Raw genomic sequence first — 23,825 nt, forward strand, 5'->3', positions numbered from 1 at the left:
TTCCTCCTTATGAAAATCATAAAAATATTTATTTTAAAGGGTTGCCCCTTTTAAAATCTCATTTGCGCAAGCTTCATCAGTGATGAGCCAGGTTTGTTTTGGTGCATTTTTCATGTATGCATTGACCGCTTTGGCTTTTGACTGTCCACCAGCGACCGCAAAAATGATTGGGACTTTTTGCAAATCTTTTAATTGAAGCCCAATTCGAGGAACTTTGTAAACGACCTCGCCTGCTTCATTAAAGAAATACCCAAAGGATTCTGCAACTGCATTTTTTTGTTTCAACATCAGAATTTCTTGTTCTGACATTTTTCGTCGAGCCGCCATATGCAACGCCCGTCCAATACTATGAATAACACAATTTGCTTGACTTATCAAGTTTAAGACATCAACGATGGCGGGTTCTTTCAAGAGAAACTCGTAGGTGTTCATGCTTAATTGTTCTGGTACAAACAAGGAGCGATAATCGCCATTTGTCTGCATCGCCATCACTGAGCTGACTGAGTTTGCTTGGACGTTGACTGATTCTCCAATACCGCCACGGGCTGGTACAAACAAGTTATGACGTTTGGCGGTTTCTAAATTGCCTAATTCCTCAGCAACTTTCGCCATTGTCGTCCCTCCCATCACTGCGATGGTGTTTTTGCCTTCTGGCAATAAGAGATCCAACGATTCATTCAGCAACTGGCCAAATTCAGCAATCACTTTCGGTTGTCGATCACCATCGCCGCTCGCAATCAAACAACGTTCGATGCCAAAGGTCTCTGATAATCGTTTCTCGATTTGGTGCATTCCGAACAGCTGATCCATCAGTGCACCGATCTTCGTGTACACTTCTTCTCCGTAGGCGGTCAATTGCATGCCGCTTTTTGAAGAGTCGATCAGTTTCAGCTTTTTAAGGATATCTGTTTCCGTCCTCAACACGCGTTCCGTCATTGATAAACTTTCCGAAAGTGTCCGGCGGCCAACGGGCTGCATCCAATAAATATTTCTTAAGATACGGTAACGTTCCTGGAGTACAGCGAGAATATCCGGGGTGATTGCCTCAATCAATTTTAATTCATCGAGCATTTTATATCCTCCCGTTGGACAATTTTCGTCCTACAATGACTTAAAATGACCCATCGATTGCAAAAAAAATTTAAATCTGTTTCCTACACCAATAATAGTAGCACTTATCGCCTTGATACGCAACTATTTCAGTCACAAAATCTTGCTTTTCATAAAATCGTCATAAATTAAAAAATTGGAAGTGATCGATAAAAAAAGGAAAGGCTTTGCTGCCTTCCCTACTCGTCGTTAGTAGTAAGCTTTTGCTTTACTCGAATCGTTTCCGCTTGGAAGAACCAGGGATATTCATGGCTTCGCGATACTTTGCCACCGTTCGTCTGGAAATATCGATGCCTTGGGCTTTGAGGGCATCTGTCAACTTTTGATCTGACAATGGTTTATTTTTATTTTCTTCATCGATCAGTGCTTTTAGCTGCTGTTTGATCGATGCAGTCGTCAGGTCATCACCGCTTTCTTGCGTCGAAACTTTCTGTCCAAAAAATAGTTTCAATTCAAACACCCCAAAGGAGGTTTCCAAATATTTCCCATTGACTGCCCGGCTGACCGTTGATTCATGAATGCCTAACTCTTCGGCAACTTCTCTTAAAACCAATGGCTTTAATGGTCGATCCGGTTGGGTGAAAAACTCCTTTTGCCGAGCAACGATCTGCACGCCGACACGATAAATGGTATCCCCTCGTTGCAGCAAGGTCTTCTTTAGCCACTCGAACTCTTGGGCTTTATTGTCTAAATAACTGAGGACCTCCGGATCACCGCTTTGCTTTAATTGGTCAAAGTACTGTTGCTGAAAGCGAACTTCTGGTAAGGCGCGTTTGTTTGATTTCACGATTGGTTGTCCTTTTTCAACCGTTACTCGCAAATCAGGTACAATGTAGAGCCCATCCGTTGACCCAAACGCCGCCCCCGGTGTCGGGGTCAACGTTTGAACATAGTCAAAGACCTTTTGGATCTCGTTTAAAGGGATCTGCAACGCTTTACTGATTTTGTCCCACTTGCGCTCTGCCATTTCCGTAAAGAATTCTTCTAAAATGAGATAGGCCATTGGCGGCGCATAGTCATCTCTTTCCGTTTGCAGCATCAAGCACTCTCTTAGATCACGAGCACCGACGCCTGCCGGATCTAGCTGCTGGATCAAGGTTAGAGCATCGAGCATTTGGATTGGGGTCCCACCAACAAGCTGTCCAGCTTCTTCCAAGTCAATCGTCAAAAAGCCGTTTAAATCAATGTACTCGACTAAAAATAAAACGATCGTCCGCAAAAAGGTGTCGCGGTAATTTAAATGGACTTGATCAATGAGGTGTTCAAACAACGATGTATGCTGGTCAGGAATCTGACTTAAATAATCCATTATTTGTTCTGACGAGCCGCTGCTCTTGCTAGGTGTGATGGGCGAATCATATTCCCCCAGATCAATCAATGGATTTTCTAATGCTTGGTTATCTATGAATGACAATAATTCGTCTGCGGAAAATTGCAGCACTTGGATTGATTGCTGCAATTTCTGCGTCATAGCAAGCTTTTGCGTCTGTTTTTGTTGTTGTGAAAATTGCTGTTGAAATTTCATCATTCTACCTCTTGTTTTTTTCACTGAAATTGGTTAAACTAATATTTGTGCTTCGCGCCTTTAGTGTAGTGGATATCACGTAAGATTCCGGTTCTTGAGACGGGGGTTCGATTCCCTCAAGGCGCGTTTTTTCTTTTCGTTACAAGTATACTCGATTCAAATCAATAATTCAAAAGCACTTAGGGACCGCTGACGCGGTTCCTTTTTTTATTTGTATCTATGTAAGAAGACGAAATCGTCCTTCACCGATTATAAGTTGCTTGCAACCAAAAGGCGAAAAAAAGAAGAGGATTACTCCTCTTCTTCCTCTTCATCCGCAAAATCATCTTCATCATCGTCATCGATAATGGTGAGATCTTCCTCAATGCTGTCAGGTAATTCTTCTTCATCATCGGTGCTGTTGTCGGCGCCGATTTCTTGCAAGTCTGAATTGTATGCCGAGATTTCTTCATCCTCGTCATCATCATCATCAAAGAGATCATCTTCTTCGTCATCTGACAAATCAGTATCCTCAGGATCATCATCGTTATAATCGATTGCGTCTTCATCATCGTTGATAAAGGCATTGACTTTTTTACGTTTGCGACGACGTGGTGTATCTTCATCCTCGTCTTCGATGCCATGGTTGACTTCTTCATCGATCGAATCAATGGCATACCATGAACGTAAGCCCCAACGATTGTCGCCTAAAGAAATAAAACTACCGTCGATATTCAAGTCTGTATAAAACTGCGCCAATGAATCACGAATCTCGCTGTCTGATGTTTCAAGATAGTTTTGGATTTGGTTGACCAAATCAGAAAAATCCATCACGTCACCGCGCTGCTCTAAAATCGCATGGGCAACTTCAATCATCGACAATTCGTTTTTATTTACACCTTCAAATACATTAATTTCCAAACAGGACACGTCCTTTCACAGTCTACTCCTAATCATACAAAATTACGGCTCAAATTGCAATTTTTTCTTTCAATTTCCCTTTGATCAAGCGGTAAATTCTAAAGATAGTTTGTATTCGCCGACTTTGTCAGCAGCCATGAACAAATCATAATCGATATCGATCTTTCCCGAGTATGGACGGTCTTTCAAACTAACGTGCAAGTGATTGGTGAAGGTGTGGAACATCATCAAGCCATACGGGGTTTGATAGCTCGTCTCTAAACGTTCCTTATAAGAAAATTTCAAGCGCATACGCATTTCCCCTGAGCGAATCAATTGAATCAGTCCGTCTGGCATGATTTTCATCGTAACGGGAATGTCGGTGCCATCTGGCTGGATCTCTTTGTAACGGATATATAAGGTATCACCGATCTTGACTGCTTGTCCTTGCAGATCAAACAGAAAGTTCTCTGTTTCCCCTGCTTGACGTACATTGGTTGTTAAATGAATCGAGATTGGGATTCCTTTTGATAATTCTTGCATGTACGTGTGCCTCCTTTGAAGATTTCAGTTTCATTCTTGCTTTTTTTTATGCGTTTGTCAATCATTTCAGTTGATTCTCCTTGGTCTATTTCTTCATTGAAAATAAAAAACGAAAACAAAAGCAAGTTTTCATTCTTTTCTCCAAGTAATTTTCCAAGAATCGTATATAATAAGGATAACAGCTATTTTTAAAGGAGTTTAACCGATTTGACTATCTATGTAATGGATCAAACCTTACCACGTATCCACAATCCTTATGAGCCGTTTGCCTTCACCGATGTTGCCACCGAAGCTGCTGGCAAACAGGAACAAGTTTATTGTCATTTTTGGCAGTTGTCCGATACGATGATTTTAGGCATGAAAGATACCCGGTTGCCGTTTTTGACAGACGGTCTGCAGGTTTTAAAAGAAGCTGGCTATGCCTCGATCATCCGCAACTCAGGCGGGCTTGGTGTAATCAATGATACCGGTATTTTGAATGTCTCCCTCATTTTCCCTAAACACTTGGCTGTCACCACGGATGCAGCCTATGAAATGATGGCAGCATTGTTGCAAACAGCCTTTCCTGAGCAGGCAATTTCGGCTTATGAAATTGCTGACTCGTATTGCCCAGGCACCTATGACCTGAGTATTGATGGAAAAAAAATTGCTGGTACAGCACAACGACGGATCAAAGATGGCGTGGCTGTCATGATGTATCTGAGCATCAGTGGCGACCAACCAGCCCGCGGTTCTCTCGTTCGTCGTTTTTACCAAGCAGGTTTGAAAGAGCGCTTTGGTACGAATGGCTATCCAGCCGTCAATCCTGCGAGTATGACCACTTTAGAAGCAGCCCTCGGCCGTAAGTTTACCACACAAGAGGTGATTGACCGCTTGCAAAAAGCCCTGCTTTCCTTGATCTCTGGCCAATCCCTATATCCGCTTGAATCACTGGATCAATGGCTGACAGAAAATAACCTTAGCGAACAAATGCAACAACGCTTAGCTGGCATGGAAAAGCGAAACCAACCAATAAAGGAGTTTAGCGATGAGTCTACCTTATAAATATCAAACCTTAGCGATAGAAAAAGTATTTCGTGACCCCGTTCATAACTATGTCCATGTGCAGCACCAAGTGATTTTAGACCTGATCAATTCCAAAGAAGTACAGCGTTTACGACGCATCAAACAGCTGGGAACTGCTTCTTTTACCTTTCACGGAGCAGAACACAGCCGCTTTTCCCATTCCTTGGGCGTTTATGAAATCAGTCGTCGCATTTGCGATATTTTCCAACGCAATTATCCCATTGAAAAAGTCGGGCCAAACGGCTGGGATGACAAAGAGCGTTTAGTGACCTTGTGTGCAGCATTGCTTCATGATGTGGGCCACGGACCCTACTCCCACACCTTTGAGCATATTTTTCATACGGATCATGAAGCGATCACAGTGGCGATCATCACTTCTCCTGAGACGGAAGTTCATCAGATATTGAATCGTGTGGAAGCTGGATTTCCTGAGAAGGTGGCAAGTGTTATCACTAAAACCTATCCCAATCCCCAAGTCGTTCAAATGATTTCCAGTCAAATCGATGCTGATCGGATGGACTACTTGCTGCGCGATGCTTATTTTACCGGCACTGAATACGGCACCTTTGATCTGACTCGCATTCTACGAGTGATTCGTCCGTACGAAGGCGGTATTGCTTTTTCTATGAATGGCATGCACGCTGTGGAGGACTACATCGTCAGTCGTTACCAAATGTATGTGCAAGTTTATTTCCATGCTAGTTCTCGAGGGATGGAAGTGATCTTAGCCCATTTGCTGGATCGAGCTGCAGAACTGTATCAATTGGATTCAGAATTGTTTCAAGGCCATTCGCAGCTGCTTCTCCCATTTTTAAAACAAGAATTCACTTTAGATGAGTATTTGAAACTCGACGATGGCGTATTAAATACCTACTTTACCCAATGGACAGAAGAAAATGATCCGATCCTCAGCGAATTAGCCAAACGTTTCTTAAATCGTAAACCGTTGAAATCCGCCCGCTTTGACGATGAGACGCAGTTGCCGATGATCGAAGAAATGCAGGGACTGGTGGAAAAAGTCGGCTTCAATCCCCGCTATTATACTGCCATCAATTCAAGCTTCGATCTGCCTTATGATTTTTATCGGCCGACTTCAGGCAAACATCGGACACAGATCGAATTACAGGAAAAAGATGGTTCCCTTGTGGAATTATCCCAAGCCAGTCAGCTTGTTGCAGCCTTAGCAGGACAAACCCAAGGTGACCAGCGCTTTTATTTTCCAAAAGAAATGATTGACCCCAACATCCAAAATCACTATGATTTATTTGGAGAGACGTATCAAGAGTTTGCCAAGCACATTCGCAATGGTGCTTTGATCAAACCAAGCCACTAGGAGGAACTTATGAGTATCAAATTGATCGCCATCGATATCGATGGCACCCTGTTGAACAACGACCGCAAGATCACCCCAGCCGTTTACAAGGCATTGAAAGACGCTGAAAAGGAAGGTGTACGCATCGTTTTGTGTACGGGACGCCCTTTAACTGGTGTCCAAGATTTATTAAAGGAACTAGACTTATTTACGGACAATGATTTCGTGATTACTTATAATGGCTCTTTGGTTCAAAAAACCAAAAACCAAGAGATCATCTCTGAATTTGGTTTGTCCCAAGACGACTATCTCTTTGTTGAGATGACTGCGAGAAAATTAGGGGTTCATCTTCATGTAGAAACCGAAGATACTATGTATACCGCTAACCGCGATATCAGTCCTTACACGATTTATGAAGCTTTCTTAGTCAACATGCCATTGAAATATCGGACACCAGAAGAAATGACTGCTGACTTGAATATCATCAAAATGATGATGATCGATGATCCCGAAATACTGGATCAGATCATCCCACAATTGCCGAGCAGTTTGACGGACAACTACAATGTGGTCAAAAGTGCTCCTTACTTCTTGGAAGTCCTAAATAAACAAGCCCATAAAGGAGCTGCTGTCAAAAAATTGGCGGAGCACTTAGGCATCAGACAAGAAGAAGTCATGGCGATCGGCGATAACGAAAATGATTTAACCATGGTGGAATACGCTGGTATCGGTGTGGCGATGGCCAATGCCACTGAAAATGTGAAAAATGCCGCAGATGTCCTAACCGCTTCAAACGAAGAAGACGGTGTGGCAGAAGTAATCAACAAGTTTGTTTTAGCAAATAACTAAGTGTAAAAAAAGGCAGGTTTCCTTTTTATCGGAAGCCTGCCTTTTTTATTTTGCCAACCATTGTTCAACTGCCCATTTATGACTGCCGCGTTTCAATCGTTGAATCGCTTCTTCTGGCGTATGCCATGACAACTGATTGGTTTCTTCTGTCGGTTCGCAGACTTTTTTCCATTTGGTCATTAAATAGAAATAGCCGGGGTGATGGTAAAATGTATCGCGATGGCGTGAATAGAAGTATTCAACTGCTTCTCCTAAATAGGCAGCGATCTCCCCTTCAAATCCAAGTTCTTCTATTAATTCTCTCTGGATCGCTTCTTCTTTGGTCTCATTTGGTTCAATTTCACCGCCTGGTAAAAAATAGGCGCCATTGGGTGCTTGCACCAAGATCACTTCATTTTTTTCGTTTGGAAGAACGACATACGCCCCATATCTTGATTTGTATGGTTTCCCCGCTTCTTTTTCCCCGAACACAATTTCCTTTTCTGGCATGATTCCCTCCACCAACACTTTCTTTCCATTTTACCCTATGCCAATAGTCTGGACAAGCTGGAAATAACGCCCTGTTATCTTTTATTCGTTATAAAATGAGAAAATATGTTATCATACAACTATCAAGATCGAAAGGATGATTTACCCATGAAAATGGCTCACACTTGTGTCCGCGTCAAAGACTTAACGGCTTCTCTAGATTTTTATCAAACTGCCTTTGGTTTTGAAGAATCTCGCCGTCGTGATTTTCCTGAACATCAATTTACTTTGGTTTACTTAACATTGCCTGGTGATGACTACGAGCTAGAGTTGACATATAACTATGACCATCCTGGCTATGAGTTAGGCGACGGCTATGGCCACATCGCCATCAGTACCGATGATCTAGAAGCGCTTCATGAGAAGCACCAAGCTGCCGGATTTGATGTCACTGACCTGAAAGGACTACCAGGAACTTCTCCTTCTTACTATTTTGTGAAAGATCCTGATGGCTACAAAATCGAAGTTATTCGCGAAAAATAAAGCGAAGGTGATCGATAAAAGGACCTCGTGTCCTTTTTTCTTTTTCGATCCATTTCGATTCATTTACTAGTAGAAAGGTTTGATCAAATGAAACCCATTATCGGCATCGCTGCTAATGAACGACCAATGATTGAAGAAGCAGAGCATTGGTTGTCCTATACACCCAAAAATTTTGTCACCCATATCCAACAAGCCCAAGGCATTCCCCTATTATTACCAATGGGTGTCGTGGAAGATGCTGCAACTTATATCAGCAAAATCGATAAACTCTTGTTAGCCGGTGGTCATGATGTCTCCCCTGACCATTATGGCGAAGATCCTCATCCTTTGATTCAAGGCATTCATCCTGATCGTGATGTCTTTGAATTGGCATTGATCAAAGAAGCAGTGGCTCAAAACAAACCGATCCTTGGAATCTGCCGCGGTATGCAGTTACTAAATGTCGCATTTGGTGGGAGTTTGTACCAAGATCTCTCTTTGATCGATCACCCAACGATCAAACACGTGCAATTGCCAACGTTCTTTCAATTCCCTACACATCGGGTGGAAATCAAGGAAGACAGTCGTTTGGCTGCTCTTTTAGGCACAACCTATCACGTCAATTCTTTTCATCACCAAGCAGTCAAAACAGTTGCAGATGATTTCAACGTGACCGCCACCGCTCCTGATGGTGTTGTTGAAGCGATTGAATCCACCGCCTATGGCGCACCAATCTTAGGCATTCAGTGGCATCCTGAACTAGCCGCTCACAAGCTGCCTTCTGAGCAATCGATCTTCGACTTTTTTGTGCAGGAATTCTAAAGACCTGCACCTTGTTTTCTAGATTCTAGCCACTAAAAAACGCCCGATCACAAAAAGGATCGGGCGTTTTGTTTATTTCTCATTTTTCATTAACACCAGTGATTGTTTCAACGTTGCCAAGATACCATTGTCGTTATAGATCAAGACATTTGATTTGTACATTTTTGCAGAAATCAGCATCAGAACGATCGTAGTAACAGCAAGGATCCCTACTGAAATCAACGCTCCGCCAATCCCCACTGTATCATTAGCAAGCCGTACTGGCATAATATACGAGGACAAGAATGGGATATAAGAGGTTACTCGTAAAACAACGTTATGCGGATCCATACCGCCTAGTACGATTCCTAGCATATACCCGCCCAATGAAAGATACGTCACTGGAATAATGGCTTTCGCCGTATCTTCTGCTTTATTCACTAACGACCCGCAAAGGGCTGACAAGACAGAATAGATCAAGATTCCTAAGAAGACGAAAACGATCGCAAACACGAGGAAAGGACCAAAAATGCCATCTGACGAAAAACTTGCCAACAAGTCTTTTACCATCGAGTTGTCCTTGATCCAGAAATAACTCCCGCCAAAAATCGCAACATACGCAACTAGCTGGGTTGCTGCAACCATGATTACCCCAGTCAATTTGGCGTAGTAATGGGTTTGTGCTCGCGTACTAGACAAAATGACTTCCATAATGCGTGTGCCTTTTTCAGAAGCAATTTCTTGCGCAATGATTTGTGCGTAAGTGATGATAAAGAAAAAGAGAACGATTGTTGCGATGGTACTAACCGCTGCTTGCATCGCGGTATTATCTTCTCCATAGGTCATTTCGCCATCTTCACTGAAGGAAACTTTTTGCCGGTCAAGCGGTGCAACTTCACTAAGAACTGCCACTTGCTCAGCCGTCAAACCAAGCTCGCTAGCTCTATAGGATGACTGCAGGCCCGTCAATAATTGTTGGATCGTCAGCTCTAAAGCTTGCCCCATCGAAGACTCGCTTAATAATTCCCCTTGCAGCGTATCCCCTGAAGAAGTAATAACTAGCAAGGCATCAGCATCTTTGTCTGCCAATTGTTGTTGTCCTTGTTCTTCGCTGTCAACAACTTCAAATTCATAATCATCGCTACTTTGCTCCACAAAGGTCTGCGCAATAGCCGGTTCATTCGCATAAACAGCAATTTTATCGACACTGCTCATACCATCAGCAAAATAACTAATTAGATAAAACCCGCCCATTGCAATGAATGGAACCAATATCATAATCAAAAACGAAATTGATTTGATATTTTTCTTATAAACATCTAATGCGATTACCCAAAACTTATTCATTTTTTTTTCCTGCCTTCCGCTTAAAGATTTCTTCTAACGTTGGCGGTTGTTGATTGAACATAGGGATATAACCATCCGCCGTCGCTAAATCAAATAAGGTTTTTCCTACTGCAGGATCAGCGATCGTAATATCATAGCTGCCGTCTTCTCTAGCAATGACTTGCTCGACACCTGACACTACCAAAAGCTGTTCTTTCGTCAAATTAGACTCTAAATAAACTTTCGTTCGTCCAAAGGATTCACGAATTTCATGGACCTTTCCGTTTAAGACCGTTTGACCATCTCGTAGCATAATCAAGTGATCGCAGATTTTTTCTACATTATCCATATTATGGCTGGAGAAAATGACGCAAGAGCCTTTTTCTTTCAGTTCAATGATCCCGTTTTTCAACAGTTCCGCGTTGACTGGGTCTAAGCCACTAAACGGTTCATCTAAAATCACTAATTTTGGTTCATGGATCAATGTTGAGATTAGCTGAACTTTTTGCTGATTTCCTTTTGATAAAGATTTGACTTTATCAGTTTTCTTGCCCTTGACTTTAAATTTGTCCATCCAATAGTCAATTTTAGGTACGATGTCTTCTTTCTTTTTGCCTCGTAAACGCGCGAAGTAGATCAATTGATCTTCAATCGTGACTTTTGGAAACAAGCCGCGTTCTTCTGGCAGATAGCCGATAATATTGTATTCTTTTTCACTAATTTTGTGACCATCCCATAATACTTCTCCTTGATCGGCTTTCAAGAAATCCAAAATCAATCGGAATGTCGTTGTTTTTCCTGCTCCGTTTTGACCAATTAAGCCCATGATCTGTCCATCATTGATGGTAAAGGATAAATGATCAACTGCTGTATAATCCCCAAATGTTTTTACTAATTGTTTTGCTTCTAACACATGCTCACCTTCCCTGTCTAATAAAATATATCACTAAAGAAAAAGCCGATAACGGCACCAATGATTGCTCCGACAAACATCAAAATGACTGTGTCACGAATTACCCGTTGTCGCTTCGCCAGTTTCTCTGGTTCATTGTAATAACTTGCTCGATTTTTATATAAGAATTTCATAATGATCGTGGTTACCCCGATACCAATCGGAATAAACACAAGACCAGTGAGTACTCCTAGTCCGAAAGATTTAAACGGATTTGTACGAATATTGAAATAACTAGTAATAAAATATATTGCTGCTAGTATTGCGAGACTGATTACCGAAAACAGAATCGATTTTTTCATCAAATATCGTGTCTCATTATCAATCCGTTCCTGATAGCTTTCTTGATCACTGAAAATCGCCGGTGTATCTAGTGACGCTTTAAAATAAAAATAACGATCTTTATAATTGCTAATGTAGGTCCAGCCCCCAGCTTGGTACATCGCTAAGTAGTCAACGATCTCAGATGGTTCCCCTTCGAAAAAGTCCACTGCATATTTGGTCGCTTCTGGTTTTCCTTTGATAAACTTCAAAAAACCTAAACGATTCATCTTTACAAAATGCCAGCCTAGTGACGCTTGTTTTTGCAGACGAACCATTTCCTTTTCTGGATAGTAGGCGACTCCAAGAGAAAGAAGATATTTCTTATTGATGCCCATCTTGATCCCCTCCTAACGCTTCGAAGACTTGTTCTCCGATTTGATAAAATAATTTGCGTCGCTGAATATCTTTTTCCAGAATTTGTCTTCCTTCTAATGTAATCTGATAGATTTTTTTTCGATCAACGCTTTCTTCTAAATCGATCCACCCCTTTTTCGTAAGCTTTTTCAAAATCGTATACATCGTTGCGGGACCAATCTCAAACGTCCCTTGGCTTAGGTCATCAATCTGTTTCATGATGAGATACCCATGTTTTGGCTTTAAAAGCGCTAATAAAATCAAATAGGTCGAATCTGTCAATGCCTCATCCATTTGATTCCTCCATCCATCACCTATATCACTTAATGATATATTATCGAATGATATAGTCAGCGTCAATCTTTTTTTTGAAAATAAAAGCCGTCCCCGTTTACGGAAACGACTTTTGATCATTAATTAGCAATTTTGACAGGTGTATTATAAGGCATGTTATAGTAAAACCATTTGGCATCCGGCACTGCTAATCGAATACAGCCATGAGAAGCCCGAGTGCCTAATTTTCGTCCTTCAACAGAACTAAAAGCATTGGTGGACCAAGCGATACTCGTTGGAATCGTATGGAATAAATAGACCCCATGGTCTTTAAAGGAGCGGTAGTAGGCGGCTCCTGAAAAAGCTAAGCCTTTTTCTGCTTGAATGCGGAAATTCCCTAAAGGTGTTGGTGTATTAAAGGCACCGGTCGAGCAAAGCATCGTATAAATCACTTTATTCCCTGATTTGATATAAACCCGCTGTTTGCTGATGGATACTTCAATGTTTAAGTTTTGAACGTTTAATGAAGGATATTTCCCTCCTGTAGTATACATCCAAAAATTGCTATTTACATTTGTGGTTTGATTTTCCTTGACCCAACCGATTCGACCAGCTGGCGAAACGAGATACAAGTAATTGCCATCACTTGTTTTTGCTAGTTTGGTCGCTTGTGCCATATAGCCTTTGTAAGCACTCTTTTTTCCAAGTTTCGTACTATTTGGATCGGCTTTTTCAAAGAAATTGCCATCTCCATTCTTAACGACCACATAGCGGCTAATGTTGCTTTGAGAAGTGATCGTATGGGCATTGGTCACTCCGCTTGCATTGATGTAGCCCAGCCATTTGTTGTTGAGATAGAGTGAGTAGTAGGTGGAGCCGTTGAAATGTTGATATTTCCCAGTAACTTGGATATTCTTATTCATGTAATTTGCGCTACTGCCTTTTTTCTTCGTAAAAGCTAAATCTTGCCATAAGGTATAATTCTTGCTTTTAAGGCGGACTGTGCGTTTTTCGCTTTGCCAAGTACCACCTTGATTGTTGGCGACCGTTGCTGCATCGGCATTTAAGTAGCCAATCCATTTTCCGTTAGCATCATAAAGGGACAAGTAGACACCGCCATTGACGTGGTTATATCTTCCTTTTGCAAGATAGGTTTTTCCCGCTAATTTCGTTGTAGTATTTTTCTTACTCGACCAACGGAAATTTCCCCAAATCGTGTAATTTTTCTTGGTCAATGTCACATATTTTCCGTAGGATTGGTAGGCGCCTTGTGCATCCGTCGTTAACTTAACACCCGAGGCATTGATATAGCCCAACCATTTATTGTTATTTGTATAAAGGGAATAATACGTCGACCCATTCAAGTGACGATATTTCCCAGTAACTTTGACTGTTTTGCCATTTAAAGCGGCTGTCGTTCCTTTCTTCGCTGTCCAATTAAAATTTTGCCATAGCGTATAATTTCCGCTGATGATTGTGGCATATTTTGATTCAGATTGCCATGCACCCCCGGGTGAAGTCGCTAGCTTAACACCGGCGGCTTTTATCCAACCGATGAGAACATTTTTATTTGAATACAATGCGTAATAGGCCACTTTATTATTCGTCGTGAATACTTCTTTGATTTCAAAGGTTTGACCATTAATGCTTGAAGAGGTGCTCGTTTTTTTATCTAAAAACACATCTTGCCAAAGCGGTTCTTTCGCACTTGTGATGGTTGCATATTTCTTCTCGGTTTTGAAGGTTCCGCTGGCAACTTTCACTGCTGCTTCTGCTACGACACCGACAACCTTTTGATCGTCGCGAATTTCAAGATAGGTCTGCTTGTCGGTACCTTGATACTGTTTGACACTACGATATACCCTGCCAGCTAATTCATCGATCGTTCCTTGTTCGATCAACTGACCATTTTCTAATCGGTAAAGGATTTTTTGTGTTTCTGGATCCGTTGCGGCGATCGACTTGATTTTTACATATTGGTCATTATCTTCTACTTTCTTAACATCGATTTTCGCAACATCTGGTTCTTCAGAAGATTCTTCCGTCGATTGAGTAGATGAATCTTGTGTGGTCTCGGTCTGACTAGTCTCAGTCGCAGCCGTGCTAGTACTTGACGTTGTTTCTGATGAAGAGGTAGACGTTGATGAGGACTCTGTTGTCGAACTTGACTCTATACTCTCAGTGCTGGCCTCTTGAGATGATGCTGCGCTTTCTTCTGAGAAACTTTCTGACGTCGTCTCTTGCGCAGCGAAAGAAGCTGTTGTCGAATCCCCTTCATTTGCTGCATAAACTTGTGTGATCGTTCCTACAATGGGTGCGATCAGTACCCCAACAATCGCAACGCCTTGAAATAACCCGCGTTTTAACTTTTTCATTTTTATTCCCCCTTTAATCCTATTTTGGTATCACTTTCTTACTATATGAACGAGATATTTTTTAGTGCCACTCCCCACTTTAAGTATACCACTGCCTAAAAGAAAATTTGAAAAAAACGTCCCCAAAATAAAAAAAGCAATAGCCACTTTCGGCTATTGCTTCAAAAACACTTCTTCTATTACATATGTTCTGCAACTAAAGCTTTCAATTGATCTTTTGTATGAACCCCAATTGCTTTATCAACCACTTGTCCGTCTTTTTTCAACAACAAAGTTGGGATAGACATGATTCCGAATGAAGCAGGTGTTTCAGGATTTTCATCCACATCCATTTTCACGATCTTCAATTCGTCTTCCTCATATTCATTCGCTAATTGTTCCAAGATCGGTGCTTGCATACGACAAGGGCCACACCAAGTTGCCCAAAAATCAATAAGGACTAAGCCTTTATCGGTTTCTTCTGAAAAAGTTTTATCGGTAATTTCTTTTGCCATCGTACTTCCCCTCCATTTTTAAAACTAAAAAAAGTATACCACGTATCGGAAGTTTTTTAAAATCGTCTGCTTACAAAAGGTAAGGGTTCTTAACGTTTAGTTAAACTTCACAATGGTCGCTCCATTGCCTCCTTGATTTGCTGGGGCAAATTCAAAACTTTTCACCGAGCGATGATTTTTTAGGTAGTCAGTGATCCCTTGACGCAATGCACCGGTTCCTTTACCGTGAACGATCGTCACCTGCGGATAGCCTGCCAAAATTGCTGCATCCAAATACTGATCCACTTCATTGAGGGCTTCTTCGTACCGCTTGCCGCGTAAATCCAACTGATTGACCACTGGACTGCTGTCAGCAGAACGAATCGTATTAACGATACGCTGTGTAGGCTCCTTCACTGGCGCTGCTGGTTGGAGATCTGTTTCTGGCAAATTCATTTTCAGAATGCCGATTTGGACTTGCCACTGATTTTTACCGGCTTTTTTCAACAGTACCCCGCGCTGCCCATAAGAAGTTACGAGTACCTCGTCTCCTTCTTTCAGCGTCTTGGCTGCTTTGGCTTTTTGCAGAACCTTGTTTTTTTGCAGATGTTCTTCTTGCTGCAGTCCTGATAGCTTGGTGCGCGCATCGATCAGTTCGTGTTCTTTGACCTTCGTTTGACCGCCAGCTAACTGCATTTTACGAATATCGGCAATGATTTTTTCTGATTCCTCTTTAGCCTCTTCTACGATTTGATTGGCTTTTTGACGGGCTTTTGCCAATTCTTTTTCGCGTTCTTCAAAGAAATAACTATAGGCTGCTTCTAGCTCTTGGTGCAAGCGGGCTGCTTCTTTTACATGATGACGAACTTCCAGATACTCCGTTTCCGTCATTTTGCGTCGATTTTCCAAATCAGCGATCATTTCATTCAGATCTTGACTTTCTCCATCCATGATCTCTTTGGCTTGGTCAATGATGGTATCTGGCAAGCCAAGTCTTTTTGAAATCTCAAACGCATTGCTTCGTCCTGGAACCCCGATCAACAAGCGATAGGTTGGACTTAAGGTATCAACATCAAATTCCATAGAGGCGTTGATCGTATTGGATCGGTTATAGCCATAAACTTTCAATTCTGGATAATGGGTCGTCGCCATGACATAAGCCGACTTAGCCCCAAGTTCGTCCAAAATCGCAATCGCTAGTGCCGCCCCTTCTTGAGGATCGGTCCCAGCACCTAGTTCATCAAAAAGCACCAGACTTGTTTCGTCGACTTTTTTCAACACATCAACGATCGTTGTCATATGTGAAGAAAAGGTCGATAGGCTTTGCTCAATGGATTGTTCATCACCAATGTCCGCAAAAATTTCATTGAAGACCCCCATTTGGCTTTCTTCTTCTGCCAGAATTGGTAAGCCGGCTTGGCCCATGATCTGCAACAGCCCTAATGTTTTTAAGGTGATGGTTTTCCCACCGGTATTCGGCCCAGTAATGACAACAGCTTGATAGTCTTTTCCAATCGTAATATCGTTAGGAACGACTTTTTCTTGATTGATCAATGGGTGACGTGCTTGTTTAAAAAAGACATGGTTATCTTGATTAATCGCTGGTACGACCGCCTTCATCTCTTTCCCAAAGCGAGCCTTGGCATTCATGAAATCCATGATCCCGATCACATACGCATTATGGAGAATCTCTCTTTGATATGGGGCTAACTCTGCTGATAATTCTGCTAAAATACGAGTGATTTCGTCCCGTTCCGCAATTTGATGCTGACGCAAGCGGTTATTTTGTTCCACTACTTGTTTCGGTTCGATAAACAAGGTTTGACCAGATGAACTTTGGTCGTGAACCACGCCGCCGAAAACACCTCGGTATTCTTGTTTGACTGGAATCACATAACGCTCATTTCGCATGGTTACGATCGTATCACTTAGATACTTTGCATTGCCACCTCGGACGATGCCATCCAATGTCTCGCGAATCGTCCGTTCTGTTCGTCGGATCGATTGGCGAATTCCCCGTAGTGCTGGAGAGGCATCGTCTGTGACTCGGCCATCCTCATCGATAGCTTCTTTCAAGCGACGATTCAAGGTTGGCAAAGACACCAACTGTTCTTCCCAGTGATACAAGCGGGAAAATTCAATCTCACTTTCAGACAAATCAGCAAAAAAGCGTTTCAATTCCTGCGTGGTTGATAAGACGCGGGCAACTTGTGCCAATTCAATGCCGTTTAAATCTGCGCCGATTTCGATCCGTTTCATTTGGGGACGAATATTCTCAATTTTTGGTACAGGGATTCCGCCTCTTAAACGCTGGATCTTGATCGCGTCTTCTGTTTCTGCTAGCCAAGAGGAAATGACTTGCTCATCACTTGATGGCACAAGCTTTGCTAATGCTTCTTTTCCTTGGGCTGTTACGATATACTGACCGATTTGACTCTTTACTTGTTCAAATCCTAAAACATCAAGGATCTTAGTATTCATTCTTTTCTCACCTGCTTTGTTTTAACTTTTTGTTCCTAAGAAAAAGGCAGAATGGCTCTGCAACCATCTGCCTGCTTTTTACCCAATCACATCTGTGATCCACAATCGATAGAAGTAATCTGAGAGAATCGGTGACCGATCAACGATGAAATTCGCAGTTCCGCTCGTTTCAAACAGATTTTGAATCGTGGCAAACGGGATCATTGAGAGAATCATGAAAAACATATACAAATTGATATACATCAAGATGACATTCAAAACACCCGCAACTGCCCAGTCATAGCCGCCTAAAAAACGTAGGCGTTTGTAACGTAAACTGTCTGCAAAAATCACTAATAGTTTGGTGATCAGCCAACCAGCAAAGAGCACCATCACAAAAGCGATGGCCGCATAATAGGCTTTGTCTAAATCTAAAGCCAGTTCCATATCGTAGTATTTTAACTTTGAATCTGCCGTTACTGACATATAAGGAACATAGAGCTCAATTTTTTTCGCAATTTCTTGGTAATTCGCAACTGCAAAGAAAAAAGAGATCAAATAGCCCAAAACTGAGACCAATTGTAAACTGGTTCCGCGCCGCGCGCCGCCATAAAAGGCTGCCAACAACAAAACCAAGACAAATAATCCAATCATTTAGGAATCCTTTCTACGCCGCACTACCCATGGGCTGTCTTTTCTTGAATTTTTCGTTTCCTTTGTTCATTTAAGATCTGTTGTGCTTCCACATGATTATGGATCTCCACATCACTGCGACCTGTCTCATCGAGAACTTTCCGTGCTTCGGATTCAATCGCTTCGATCCGCTTGATACGATTCTCAAGCTCCGTTGCTTTAATGGCTTGTCCCCGCAATTCGTCCACTTTTTTTTGTAGGACCAACAGCTGTTCTTGTTTTTTCAGCTGGTCGGAAACAGCGTTGATCGCTAATAAGATCGACGCTTGTTCTTGATCGGTTTGTGGCGACAATTGCATGATCTCAAGCAGTTGGTCATTGACCAATCTTGTCACCATATCCATGTGTTCTTTGCTTTCGCGTCCAATAATCGTGTAACTTTGATTCGCGATAACTGCTTTATAGCGTTTCTTTTGCTCCGTCATAGGAATATTTCCTCCCATTGCTTACATTCTGCTCTATTCTATCACTTATTGAACATGTGTCGCAAACTCTTAACTATTATACGTGATTTTCTTATGAATTTCCATGCCAATCGTTTGTTTGCTGATCGTCTTAGTAAAAAAGAATAAGAAGTATGGTAAAATCTTAAAGTATCCTTTTGTCTACCTAAAAAAAGACAAAAAATCAGGAGGAATCAAATGAGTACGATCGTTATCAATGTACCAACTTCAACTATCCAAAAAATGCAGCAATTTTACCAACGAGAATTACTGGCGAAGAAAGTTCCTTATACAGTGTTTGTCGCCAAAAAAGGGCCAACGACGATCACTGCTTATACGTCTGGAAAAGTCATGTTTCAAGGAGCGACTGCTGAAAAAGAAGCTTCCTTATGGGGCGATACGGCTAGTGCTGTACTGGATAAGAAAAAAGCGCCTGTTTCAACCACTGCGTTGCCAGCAGGATTTAGCGAAAAAAGCGTCGTCGGCAGTGACGAGGTCGGTAACGGCAGTTATTTTGGTCCTTTGGTGGTCTGTGCCGTCTATGCCAAAAAAGAGCAATTACCACAACTGAAAGCCTTAGGTGTCAAGGACTCAAAGATGCTGACAGATCCAGAGATCCGTAAGATGGCGCCGAAAATCAAAGAATTGGTTCCTTACCAATTGCTCACTGTCACGCCCAGAAAATACAACGAGATCCAACCAAAATACAACACGGTCCGAATGAAAGTTGCTTTGCATAATCAAGCCATTCGTTTGCTTTTGCAAAAAATTGCTCCTGAGACACCAGATGCCATTTTGATCGATCAGTTCACAAGCGAAAAAAATTATCGCACTTATTTAAAGTCGGAACAAGCAGCGGTCACCGAAAAGCTCTATTTTGCAACGAAAGGTGAACAATATCATCTAGCAGTAGCGGCAGCCTCTATTTTATGCCGTACAGTCTTTTTGGATGAATTAGAGGCAGCCTCCAAAGAAGTCGGTATGCGTTTGCCTTCTGGCGCCCACGCAGCTGCTGACCAAGTTGCCGCAAAATTACTACAACAAGGTGGCATAGCACTATTGAGCAAATATGCCAAACTGCATTTTGCGAATACCGAAAAAGCACAGAAACTTGCTAAGCTGTGAGTTCTCGTATTTTCAAAAAAACTGCCACTGCTTCTGATGAAGGAAGCGGTGGCAGTTTTTGTCCTAAGTCCCAGGTGAATGCTGCGAATCAAAGCCCTAAGCCAGCTGCTTCGATTCCCATCGTGATCAACCCAGCTAAATAATTTTCTGAAAACCGATCGGAAAAGTGTAATTTTGGCAAGACGCCATACTGAAACACTGCTGCCAGCTGCTTTTCCAAAAAGGAGCGCGACACGAGCGCCTGCCACTCAGAGGGTAAAAACAAAATGACTTGATGCGGGTCCGTCACTGCCACGATCGCTTGGAGAGTGGCAGTCACTTGTTCTGGGATCGCCTCTGTTGCCAAAGGGTAAGAAGCCGTGTAAAGATGCGGCAAATGCTTGATTTCGCCACTTAAATGGTTGGCTCCTTTAAAGAGCTGTTGGTCGATGACCAGTCCCGCACCTGGCGGATAATTTTTCGGAAAATAAATGCCAGCCACGATTTTTTTCTCTTCTTTGAAATGAAATACCGCAGCATTCACGTCATTCTCAATAAGCGCTTTTACAGCGATCTCTTTTTCAATCAATTCCCCTAACGCCATGTCCTTAAATGCCGGAGCATCCATGATCTTCAGTCTTCCAGCAATTTCCACACCCGGAATCCCCACGACTGCCAAGCCGATTTTCGGGTATTCCTGTTTTATCTGACGAATCACTTGCAAGAACTGCGGCAATCGGCCCTCTGTTGACTGCTCATGATGCAAAATGTTCCCCACGAGATCAACAACTGAAAAACGAATCACGATCTGCTGATCTTCTTCGATAAACTGAATGATCAACAACAGTGTCCGTTGTGCATTGTACTGGTAAGCCGCAGCTTGACGTCCCCCCGTTCGTTGCGGTTGATCCGTCGTCAAAAGTAGTTGCTTTTCAATCAATTCAGGAAGCAACTTGTTGATCGTTACCACGCTTAATTGAGAGGCATCTGCCAGTTGGCGCTTGGTCATAGGCGCTTGCTGCTGTTTTAGCAAATTCAGCAAAACTGCCTGATTATGTAATTTAATGGTCGTTGGCTGATAAGCTTTCATTTTTCTCCCCCTCAACGCTCCTATTTTAACAGATAAAAAGCTGGGAATATACCTTTATTAATTTTGTTAACAAAGGTATAATAGAAGCAACTTATTAAACAAAGTTTACTAAGTTCGAAAAGGAACGAAGAAAGAACGACGCATGTTGTTTATTAAAGGAGTTGTCAATAATGAAAATTGAACACATCGCACTATATGTCAATGATTTGGAAAAAATGAGAACATTTTATGAAACCTACTTTCAGGCGGTCAGCAACCCAAAATACCATAATCCGAAAACAGGCTTTCAGTCCTATTTTTTGACCTTTGATTCTGGAAGTCGGTTAGAATTAACGACCAAGAAATTTTTAAGCCCTCGTGTCAGTGAAAGCTTAGGCTACACTCACCTTGCGATAGCAGTTGGTGATCAAGCTGACGTCGATCGATACGCTCAACGGTTTGTTGAAGATGGCTACCCTCTTTTAAATGGTCCTCGTACAACAGGCGATGGCTATTATGAAGCAGTTGTCCAAGACCCCGAAGGCAATTTGATTGAATTAACCACCGACGATTTACCGTCTTAGAAAGGATTTTGCAATGAAAGAAGACTTTGATTATCAAGCGATGTTGGCTGGTCAATTGTATCAAGCTGCTGGCATTCTCCCTGAGAATGGTTCAGCGGAGGGAAAAAAACGTGTCCAGGAAATCAACCACTTACCAGTCGATGACCGAGAACGAATCATCGCCAAAGAAAAAGCACTCTTTGGCAAATTTGGGCAGCATTGCTTTGTCCAACCACCCCTTTATGTTGATTATGGTCGCCATGTTGAGATTGGTGATCACTTTTATGCCAATATGGATTGCATTTTTTTAGATGTCAATAAGATTCTGATTGGTGATTATGTGATGGTGGGACCACGGGTCAGCTTCTATACCGCCGGTCATCCAATCGATTCTGTGGTCCGCAGTCAAGATTTGGAATTTGGCCTACCGATCACCGTCGAAGATTACGTTTGGATCGGGGGCAATAGTACGATTTTACCAGGTGTCACGATCGGCAAACATGCCATCGTCGCTGCTGGTTCCGTCGTCACAAAAGATGTGCCGCCGAATACGATCGTCGGCGGCAATCCAGCCCGTGTGATCCGTGAGATTCAGCCGGCTGACAAAGAACATTGGGAAACTGCAGCCCAGCTCTATCATCAAAAACGAGCAGACTGGCAGAAGCAGCAAAAATAACGAAACAAAAGGAGACGCCATGATTTTTACAGACTATCACGTCCATAGTGATTACAGCGATGATTCTTGGTATTTGATGGAAGATGTAGTCAAAGACGCCATTAAACTAGGCTTAGCAGAAATCTGCTTTACCGATCATGTGGATTATGGAGTCAAAGAAGACTGGCAAGCGACGGATACGTACCTCGTCGGGGCCAATAAAGTTGTAAAAAATGTCTACTACGACTTGTATTTTAACGAACTGGCACGCTTAAAGGAAACATACAGTGACCAAATCAAGCTAAATACTGGGCTGGAATTTGGGATACAAATGCACACGATCCCACAATTTACCCGTCTTTATCGTTCGCATCCCTTTGATTTCATTTTACTTTCCGTTCATCAGGTAGACGATCAAGAATTTTGGACCGGAGAATTTCAAAAAGGACGCAGCCAACAGGAATGCTACGAGCGCTATTATGATGAAATGTATCAGCTAGTCACGACATATAAACAGTATTCTGTCTTAGCCCATATGGATTTGATTCGTCGTTATTTAGATAAAGAGAAGGACGCTTTTAAACAAACGAAAGAACAAATCGCAGAGATCTTGAAAGTCGTGATCAAAGATGGCAAAGGCATTGAACTGAATACCTCTTCCCACCGTTACGGAATCAATGGGTATATGCCATCGATCGAGATCCTCAAGCTTTATCGTGACTTGGGGGGAAGCGTGCTAACCATCGGCAGCGATAGTCATAAACCAGAGCAGCTCGGGTTTCAAATCAAAGAGGGACAAGATCTTTTACGATCATTAGGATTTACTGAACTCTGTACGTTTGAACAGATGCAGCCGATTTTTCATCGTTTTGCTTAACCTAAAAATCACCTGATAAAACGCACACTGAAGCGACCTCGACTCGTTAGAATTTTGGTCTAACTGTTCGAGGTTGCTCCATGATCAGGTGATTTTTTGTTGCTCAATGAACCGAATGCTTTCGCGCAAACTCCATGACTGGCGCAAAGTTCAGTAATAATAAGATGGAAATCAGCCCTACGCCAAATAATGCCAGATAAATTGGAACCAAGGCTAACAGCAGCCAACTACTAATGATGATCATAAAACTTAACATATATCGGCTGGATTTCAAAATAAATAATTGGAGATTAAGCAAAAGAGCTTCCTTGATTGAAAGAGACGGTGCCGTTGCGACCACTAAAAAATAGTTGATCGCAAACGTCAAGGCGACGATCAGCAGAAACAGATTTAGCCATTTCAATTCAGTGATTTGGATCGTGACCCTCAGTAACAATAAATTTGCACTACATAACCCAATAACGACTAAAACAGGAAGCCACCCTAGCAGACTATGCTTAAATTTCCTGCGATAGGCCAATAAAAATACTTTTGGGGTACCATCTTTCTCCTTTGCTTCTTTCAAATAGATGAGTAACGCTGTAAAAGCTGGGGCTACTGGCAAGAAGGACAGGAGAAACAATGGTAAGGTGCTAAGTTTGATTTCCATTGTTAGCAATAAAAAAAGAAGGGGTAAATTGAACAACCAAAACAGCAGCGTCCCTAGAAAAGTATAGATAATATAATTTAAATAAGATAGATGATGAAACAGTTTGTAGCTATCTTTTTGATTGATCTCCGGTTGTCGAATATTTTTTTCCATCTGTCGCT

Annotated in this window: 25 protein-coding genes and 1 tRNA gene; 10 read left to right on the top strand and 16 right to left on the bottom strand. The window is 42.1% G+C overall.

Annotated features, from left to right (window positions below):
* Nucleotides 1–33: 33 nt before the first annotated feature.
* Nucleotides 34–1,071, bottom strand: a complete 1,038-nt coding sequence (locus ENLAB_RS04530) for a sugar-binding transcriptional regulator (protein WP_005228675.1) — start codon at nt 1,069–1,071, stop codon at nt 34–36.
* Nucleotides 1,072–1,318: 247 nt separating this feature from the next.
* Complete coding sequence (gene rpoN / locus ENLAB_RS04535; protein ID WP_175632000.1) at nt 1,319–2,638, bottom strand: RNA polymerase factor sigma-54; 1,320 nt, start codon at nt 2,636–2,638, stop codon at nt 1,319–1,321.
* Between the two features lie 51 nt (nt 2,639–2,689).
* On the opposite strand from rpoN, the gene ENLAB_RS04540 reads away from it, so the two are divergent.
* A tRNA-Arg gene (locus ENLAB_RS04540) sits at nt 2,690–2,761 on the top strand.
* 165 nt (nt 2,762–2,926) lie between these two features.
* Here ENLAB_RS04540 and rpoE read toward each other — a convergent pair.
* Together rpoE and ENLAB_RS04550 are read right to left on the bottom strand one after the other, a co-directional pair.
* A complete protein-coding gene (gene rpoE, locus ENLAB_RS04545) occupies nt 2,927–3,535 on the bottom strand; it encodes a DNA-directed RNA polymerase subunit delta (RefSeq protein WP_005234347.1) in 609 nt (202 codons plus the stop codon).
* A gap of 84 nt (nt 3,536–3,619) precedes the next feature.
* On the bottom strand, nt 3,620–4,057 hold the full coding sequence (locus ENLAB_RS04550; RefSeq protein WP_077451789.1) for a YwiB family protein: 438 nt from the start codon (nt 4,055–4,057) through the stop codon (nt 3,620–3,622).
* A 222-nt stretch (nt 4,058–4,279) separates the two neighbouring features.
* Here ENLAB_RS04550 and ENLAB_RS04555 point away from each other — a divergent pair, with 222 nt between their 5' ends.
* The 3 genes from ENLAB_RS04555 to yidA are packed head-to-tail and all read left to right on the top strand — an operon-like array spanning nt 4,280 to nt 7,283.
* Complete coding sequence (locus tag ENLAB_RS04555; protein WP_439711697.1) at nt 4,280–5,101, top strand: lipoate--protein ligase family protein; 822 nt, start codon at nt 4,280–4,282, stop codon at nt 5,099–5,101.
* Entirely contained in the window at nt 5,085–6,455 is a 1,371-nt protein-coding gene (locus tag ENLAB_RS04560) for an HD domain-containing protein (RefSeq protein WP_244352827.1), read from the top strand. The genes ENLAB_RS04555 and ENLAB_RS04560 overlap by 17 nt, the downstream gene beginning before the upstream one ends.
* A 9-nt stretch (nt 6,456–6,464) precedes the next feature.
* Nucleotides 6,465–7,283 carry a sugar-phosphatase gene (yidA, locus tag ENLAB_RS04565; protein WP_244352834.1) on the top strand — a complete coding sequence of 273 codons (819 nt, stop codon included), beginning with the start codon at nt 6,465–6,467 and terminating at the stop codon, nt 7,281–7,283.
* A gap of 45 nt (nt 7,284–7,328) precedes the next feature.
* On the opposite strand, the gene ENLAB_RS04570 is transcribed toward yidA, so the two are convergent.
* Nucleotides 7,329–7,772, bottom strand: coding sequence for an NUDIX hydrolase (locus ENLAB_RS04570; RefSeq protein ID WP_005234342.1), 444 nt, complete (start codon nt 7,770–7,772; stop codon nt 7,329–7,331).
* A 147-nt stretch (nt 7,773–7,919) separates the two neighbouring features.
* Between ENLAB_RS04570 and gloA the strand changes: the two genes are divergently transcribed.
* Nucleotides 7,920–8,294, top strand: a complete 375-nt coding sequence (gloA, locus tag ENLAB_RS04575) for a lactoylglutathione lyase (protein WP_005234340.1) — start codon at nt 7,920–7,922, stop codon at nt 8,292–8,294.
* 87 nt (nt 8,295–8,381) lie between these two features.
* Nucleotides 8,382–9,095, top strand: coding sequence for a gamma-glutamyl-gamma-aminobutyrate hydrolase family protein (locus tag ENLAB_RS04580; protein WP_244352843.1), 714 nt, complete (start codon nt 8,382–8,384; stop codon nt 9,093–9,095).
* 72 nt (nt 9,096–9,167) lie between these two features.
* Here the strand turns inward: ENLAB_RS04580 and ENLAB_RS04585 are convergent, their stop codons facing one another.
* From ENLAB_RS04585 to zapA, 9 genes are all read right to left on the bottom strand, one after another.
* Nucleotides 9,168–10,421 carry an ABC transporter permease gene (locus ENLAB_RS04585; RefSeq protein WP_244352844.1) on the bottom strand — a complete coding sequence of 418 codons (1,254 nt, stop codon included), beginning with the start codon at nt 10,419–10,421 and terminating at the stop codon, nt 9,168–9,170.
* Nucleotides 10,414–11,313 (bottom strand): ABC transporter ATP-binding protein, encoded by a 900-nt coding sequence (locus ENLAB_RS04590; protein ID WP_244352845.1) that lies wholly within the window; start codon nt 11,311–11,313, stop codon nt 10,414–10,416. Before ENLAB_RS04590 ends, ENLAB_RS04585 begins: the two co-directional genes overlap by 8 nt.
* A gap of 17 nt (nt 11,314–11,330) precedes the next feature.
* On the bottom strand, nt 11,331–12,011 hold the full coding sequence (locus ENLAB_RS04595; protein ID WP_244352846.1) for a DUF2812 domain-containing protein: 681 nt from the start codon (nt 12,009–12,011) through the stop codon (nt 11,331–11,333).
* Complete coding sequence (locus ENLAB_RS04600; RefSeq protein ID WP_077451805.1) at nt 11,998–12,324, bottom strand: PadR family transcriptional regulator; 327 nt, start codon at nt 12,322–12,324, stop codon at nt 11,998–12,000. The genes ENLAB_RS04595 and ENLAB_RS04600 overlap by 14 nt, the downstream gene beginning before the upstream one ends.
* Before the next feature lie 119 nt (nt 12,325–12,443).
* On the bottom strand, nt 12,444–14,678 hold the full coding sequence (locus ENLAB_RS04605) for a L,D-transpeptidase (RefSeq protein WP_244352847.1): 2,235 nt from the start codon (nt 14,676–14,678) through the stop codon (nt 12,444–12,446).
* A gap of 179 nt (nt 14,679–14,857) precedes the next feature.
* Nucleotides 14,858–15,172 (bottom strand): thioredoxin, encoded by a 315-nt coding sequence (gene trxA / locus ENLAB_RS04610; RefSeq protein WP_005228645.1) that lies wholly within the window; start codon nt 15,170–15,172, stop codon nt 14,858–14,860.
* Nucleotides 15,173–15,268: 96 nt separating this feature from the next.
* Nucleotides 15,269–17,632, bottom strand: coding sequence for an endonuclease MutS2 (locus tag ENLAB_RS04615; protein ID WP_244352848.1), 2,364 nt, complete (start codon nt 17,630–17,632; stop codon nt 15,269–15,271).
* 78 nt (nt 17,633–17,710) lie between these two features.
* Nucleotides 17,711–18,265 carry a CvpA family protein gene (locus ENLAB_RS04620; RefSeq protein WP_005234314.1) on the bottom strand — a complete coding sequence of 185 codons (555 nt, stop codon included), beginning with the start codon at nt 18,263–18,265 and terminating at the stop codon, nt 17,711–17,713.
* 23 nt (nt 18,266–18,288) lie between these two features.
* The gene (zapA, locus tag ENLAB_RS04625) at nt 18,289–18,729 is read right to left on the bottom strand and encodes a cell division protein ZapA (RefSeq protein WP_005228634.1); all 441 of its coding nucleotides are present in this window, start codon (nt 18,727–18,729) and stop codon (nt 18,289–18,291) included.
* 216 nt (nt 18,730–18,945) lie between these two features.
* Between zapA and rnhC the strand changes: the two genes are divergently transcribed.
* Nucleotides 18,946–19,872, top strand: a complete 927-nt coding sequence (gene rnhC, locus ENLAB_RS04630; protein WP_244352849.1) for a ribonuclease HIII — start codon at nt 18,946–18,948, stop codon at nt 19,870–19,872.
* 88 nt (nt 19,873–19,960) lie between these two features.
* Here rnhC and ENLAB_RS04635 read toward each other — a convergent pair whose 3' ends face one another.
* Entirely contained in the window at nt 19,961–20,941 is a 981-nt protein-coding gene (locus ENLAB_RS04635) for an ROK family protein (RefSeq protein WP_244352850.1), read from the bottom strand.
* A gap of 170 nt (nt 20,942–21,111) precedes the next feature.
* Between ENLAB_RS04635 and ENLAB_RS04640 the strand changes: the two genes are divergently transcribed.
* The 3 genes from ENLAB_RS04640 to ENLAB_RS04650 are packed head-to-tail and all read left to right on the top strand — an operon-like array spanning nt 21,112 to nt 23,015.
* Entirely contained in the window at nt 21,112–21,504 is a 393-nt protein-coding gene (locus tag ENLAB_RS04640) for a VOC family protein (protein WP_016619764.1), read from the top strand.
* Between the two features lie 13 nt (nt 21,505–21,517).
* The gene (locus ENLAB_RS04645) at nt 21,518–22,159 is read left to right on the top strand and encodes a sugar O-acetyltransferase (RefSeq protein ID WP_244352852.1); all 642 of its coding nucleotides are present in this window, start codon (nt 21,518–21,520) and stop codon (nt 22,157–22,159) included.
* Nucleotides 22,160–22,178: 19 nt separating this feature from the next.
* Nucleotides 22,179–23,015 carry a histidinol-phosphatase HisJ family protein gene (locus ENLAB_RS04650; RefSeq protein ID WP_244352854.1) on the top strand — a complete coding sequence of 279 codons (837 nt, stop codon included), beginning with the start codon at nt 22,179–22,181 and terminating at the stop codon, nt 23,013–23,015.
* A 103-nt stretch (nt 23,016–23,118) separates the two neighbouring features.
* Here ENLAB_RS04650 and ENLAB_RS04655 read toward each other — a convergent pair whose 3' ends face one another.
* Entirely contained in the window at nt 23,119–23,817 is a 699-nt protein-coding gene (locus tag ENLAB_RS04655; protein ID WP_244352855.1) for a DUF624 domain-containing protein, read from the bottom strand.
* Nucleotides 23,818–23,825: the final 8 nt, after the last annotated feature.

Origin of the sequence: Enterococcus innesii, assembly GCF_022846515.1 — a bacterium.
GTDB lineage: Bacteria > Bacillota > Bacilli > Lactobacillales > Enterococcaceae > Enterococcus_D > Enterococcus_D innesii.

What these genes read in the sequence shown, in the direction of transcription:
- rpoN (WP_175632000.1), bottom strand. Translation starts at nt 2,638, where the DNA reads ATGATGAAATTTCAACAGCAATTTTCACAACAACAAAAACAGACGCAA.
- ENLAB_RS04530 (WP_005228675.1), bottom strand. Translation starts at nt 1,071, where the DNA reads ATGCTCGATGAATTAAAATTGATTGAGGCAATCACCCCGGATATTCTC.
- ENLAB_RS04550 (WP_077451789.1), bottom strand. Translation starts at nt 4,057, where the DNA reads ATGCAAGAATTATCAAAAGGAATCCCAATCTCGATTCATTTAACAACC.
- yidA (WP_244352834.1), top strand. Translation starts at nt 6,465, where the DNA reads ATGAGTATCAAATTGATCGCCATCGATATCGATGGCACCCTGTTGAAC.
- ENLAB_RS04655 (WP_244352855.1), bottom strand. Translation starts at nt 23,817, where the DNA reads ATGGAAAAAAATATTCGACAACCGGAGATCAATCAAAAAGATAGCTAC.
- trxA (WP_005228645.1), bottom strand. Translation starts at nt 15,172, where the DNA reads ATGGCAAAAGAAATTACCGATAAAACTTTTTCAGAAGAAACCGATAAA.
- ENLAB_RS04635 (WP_244352850.1), bottom strand. Translation starts at nt 20,941, where the DNA reads ATGAAAGCTTATCAGCCAACGACCATTAAATTACATAATCAGGCAGTT.
- ENLAB_RS04615 (WP_244352848.1), bottom strand. Translation starts at nt 17,632, where the DNA reads ATGAATACTAAGATCCTTGATGTTTTAGGATTTGAACAAGTAAAGAGT.
- gloA (WP_005234340.1), top strand. Translation starts at nt 7,920, where the DNA reads ATGAAAATGGCTCACACTTGTGTCCGCGTCAAAGACTTAACGGCTTCT.
- ENLAB_RS04595 (WP_244352846.1), bottom strand. Translation starts at nt 12,011, where the DNA reads ATGGGCATCAATAAGAAATATCTTCTTTCTCTTGGAGTCGCCTACTAT.
- ENLAB_RS04585 (WP_244352844.1), bottom strand. Translation starts at nt 10,421, where the DNA reads ATGAATAAGTTTTGGGTAATCGCATTAGATGTTTATAAGAAAAATATC.
- zapA (WP_005228634.1), bottom strand. Translation starts at nt 18,729, where the DNA reads ATGACGGAGCAAAAGAAACGCTATAAAGCAGTTATCGCGAATCAAAGT.
- ENLAB_RS04645 (WP_244352852.1), top strand. Translation starts at nt 21,518, where the DNA reads ATGAAAGAAGACTTTGATTATCAAGCGATGTTGGCTGGTCAATTGTAT.
- ENLAB_RS04640 (WP_016619764.1), top strand. Translation starts at nt 21,112, where the DNA reads ATGAAAATTGAACACATCGCACTATATGTCAATGATTTGGAAAAAATG.
- rnhC (WP_244352849.1), top strand. Translation starts at nt 18,946, where the DNA reads ATGAGTACGATCGTTATCAATGTACCAACTTCAACTATCCAAAAAATG.
- ENLAB_RS04570 (WP_005234342.1), bottom strand. Translation starts at nt 7,772, where the DNA reads ATGCCAGAAAAGGAAATTGTGTTCGGGGAAAAAGAAGCGGGGAAACCA.
- ENLAB_RS04650 (WP_244352854.1), top strand. Translation starts at nt 22,179, where the DNA reads ATGATTTTTACAGACTATCACGTCCATAGTGATTACAGCGATGATTCT.
- ENLAB_RS04580 (WP_244352843.1), top strand. Translation starts at nt 8,382, where the DNA reads ATGAAACCCATTATCGGCATCGCTGCTAATGAACGACCAATGATTGAA.
- ENLAB_RS04555 (WP_439711697.1), top strand. Translation starts at nt 4,280, where the DNA reads ATGGATCAAACCTTACCACGTATCCACAATCCTTATGAGCCGTTTGCC.
- ENLAB_RS04560 (WP_244352827.1), top strand. Translation starts at nt 5,085, where the DNA reads ATGAGTCTACCTTATAAATATCAAACCTTAGCGATAGAAAAAGTATTT.
- ENLAB_RS04605 (WP_244352847.1), bottom strand. Translation starts at nt 14,678, where the DNA reads ATGAAAAAGTTAAAACGCGGGTTATTTCAAGGCGTTGCGATTGTTGGG.
- ENLAB_RS04600 (WP_077451805.1), bottom strand. Translation starts at nt 12,324, where the DNA reads ATGGATGAGGCATTGACAGATTCGACCTATTTGATTTTATTAGCGCTT.
- ENLAB_RS04620 (WP_005234314.1), bottom strand. Translation starts at nt 18,265, where the DNA reads ATGATTGGATTATTTGTCTTGGTTTTGTTGTTGGCAGCCTTTTATGGC.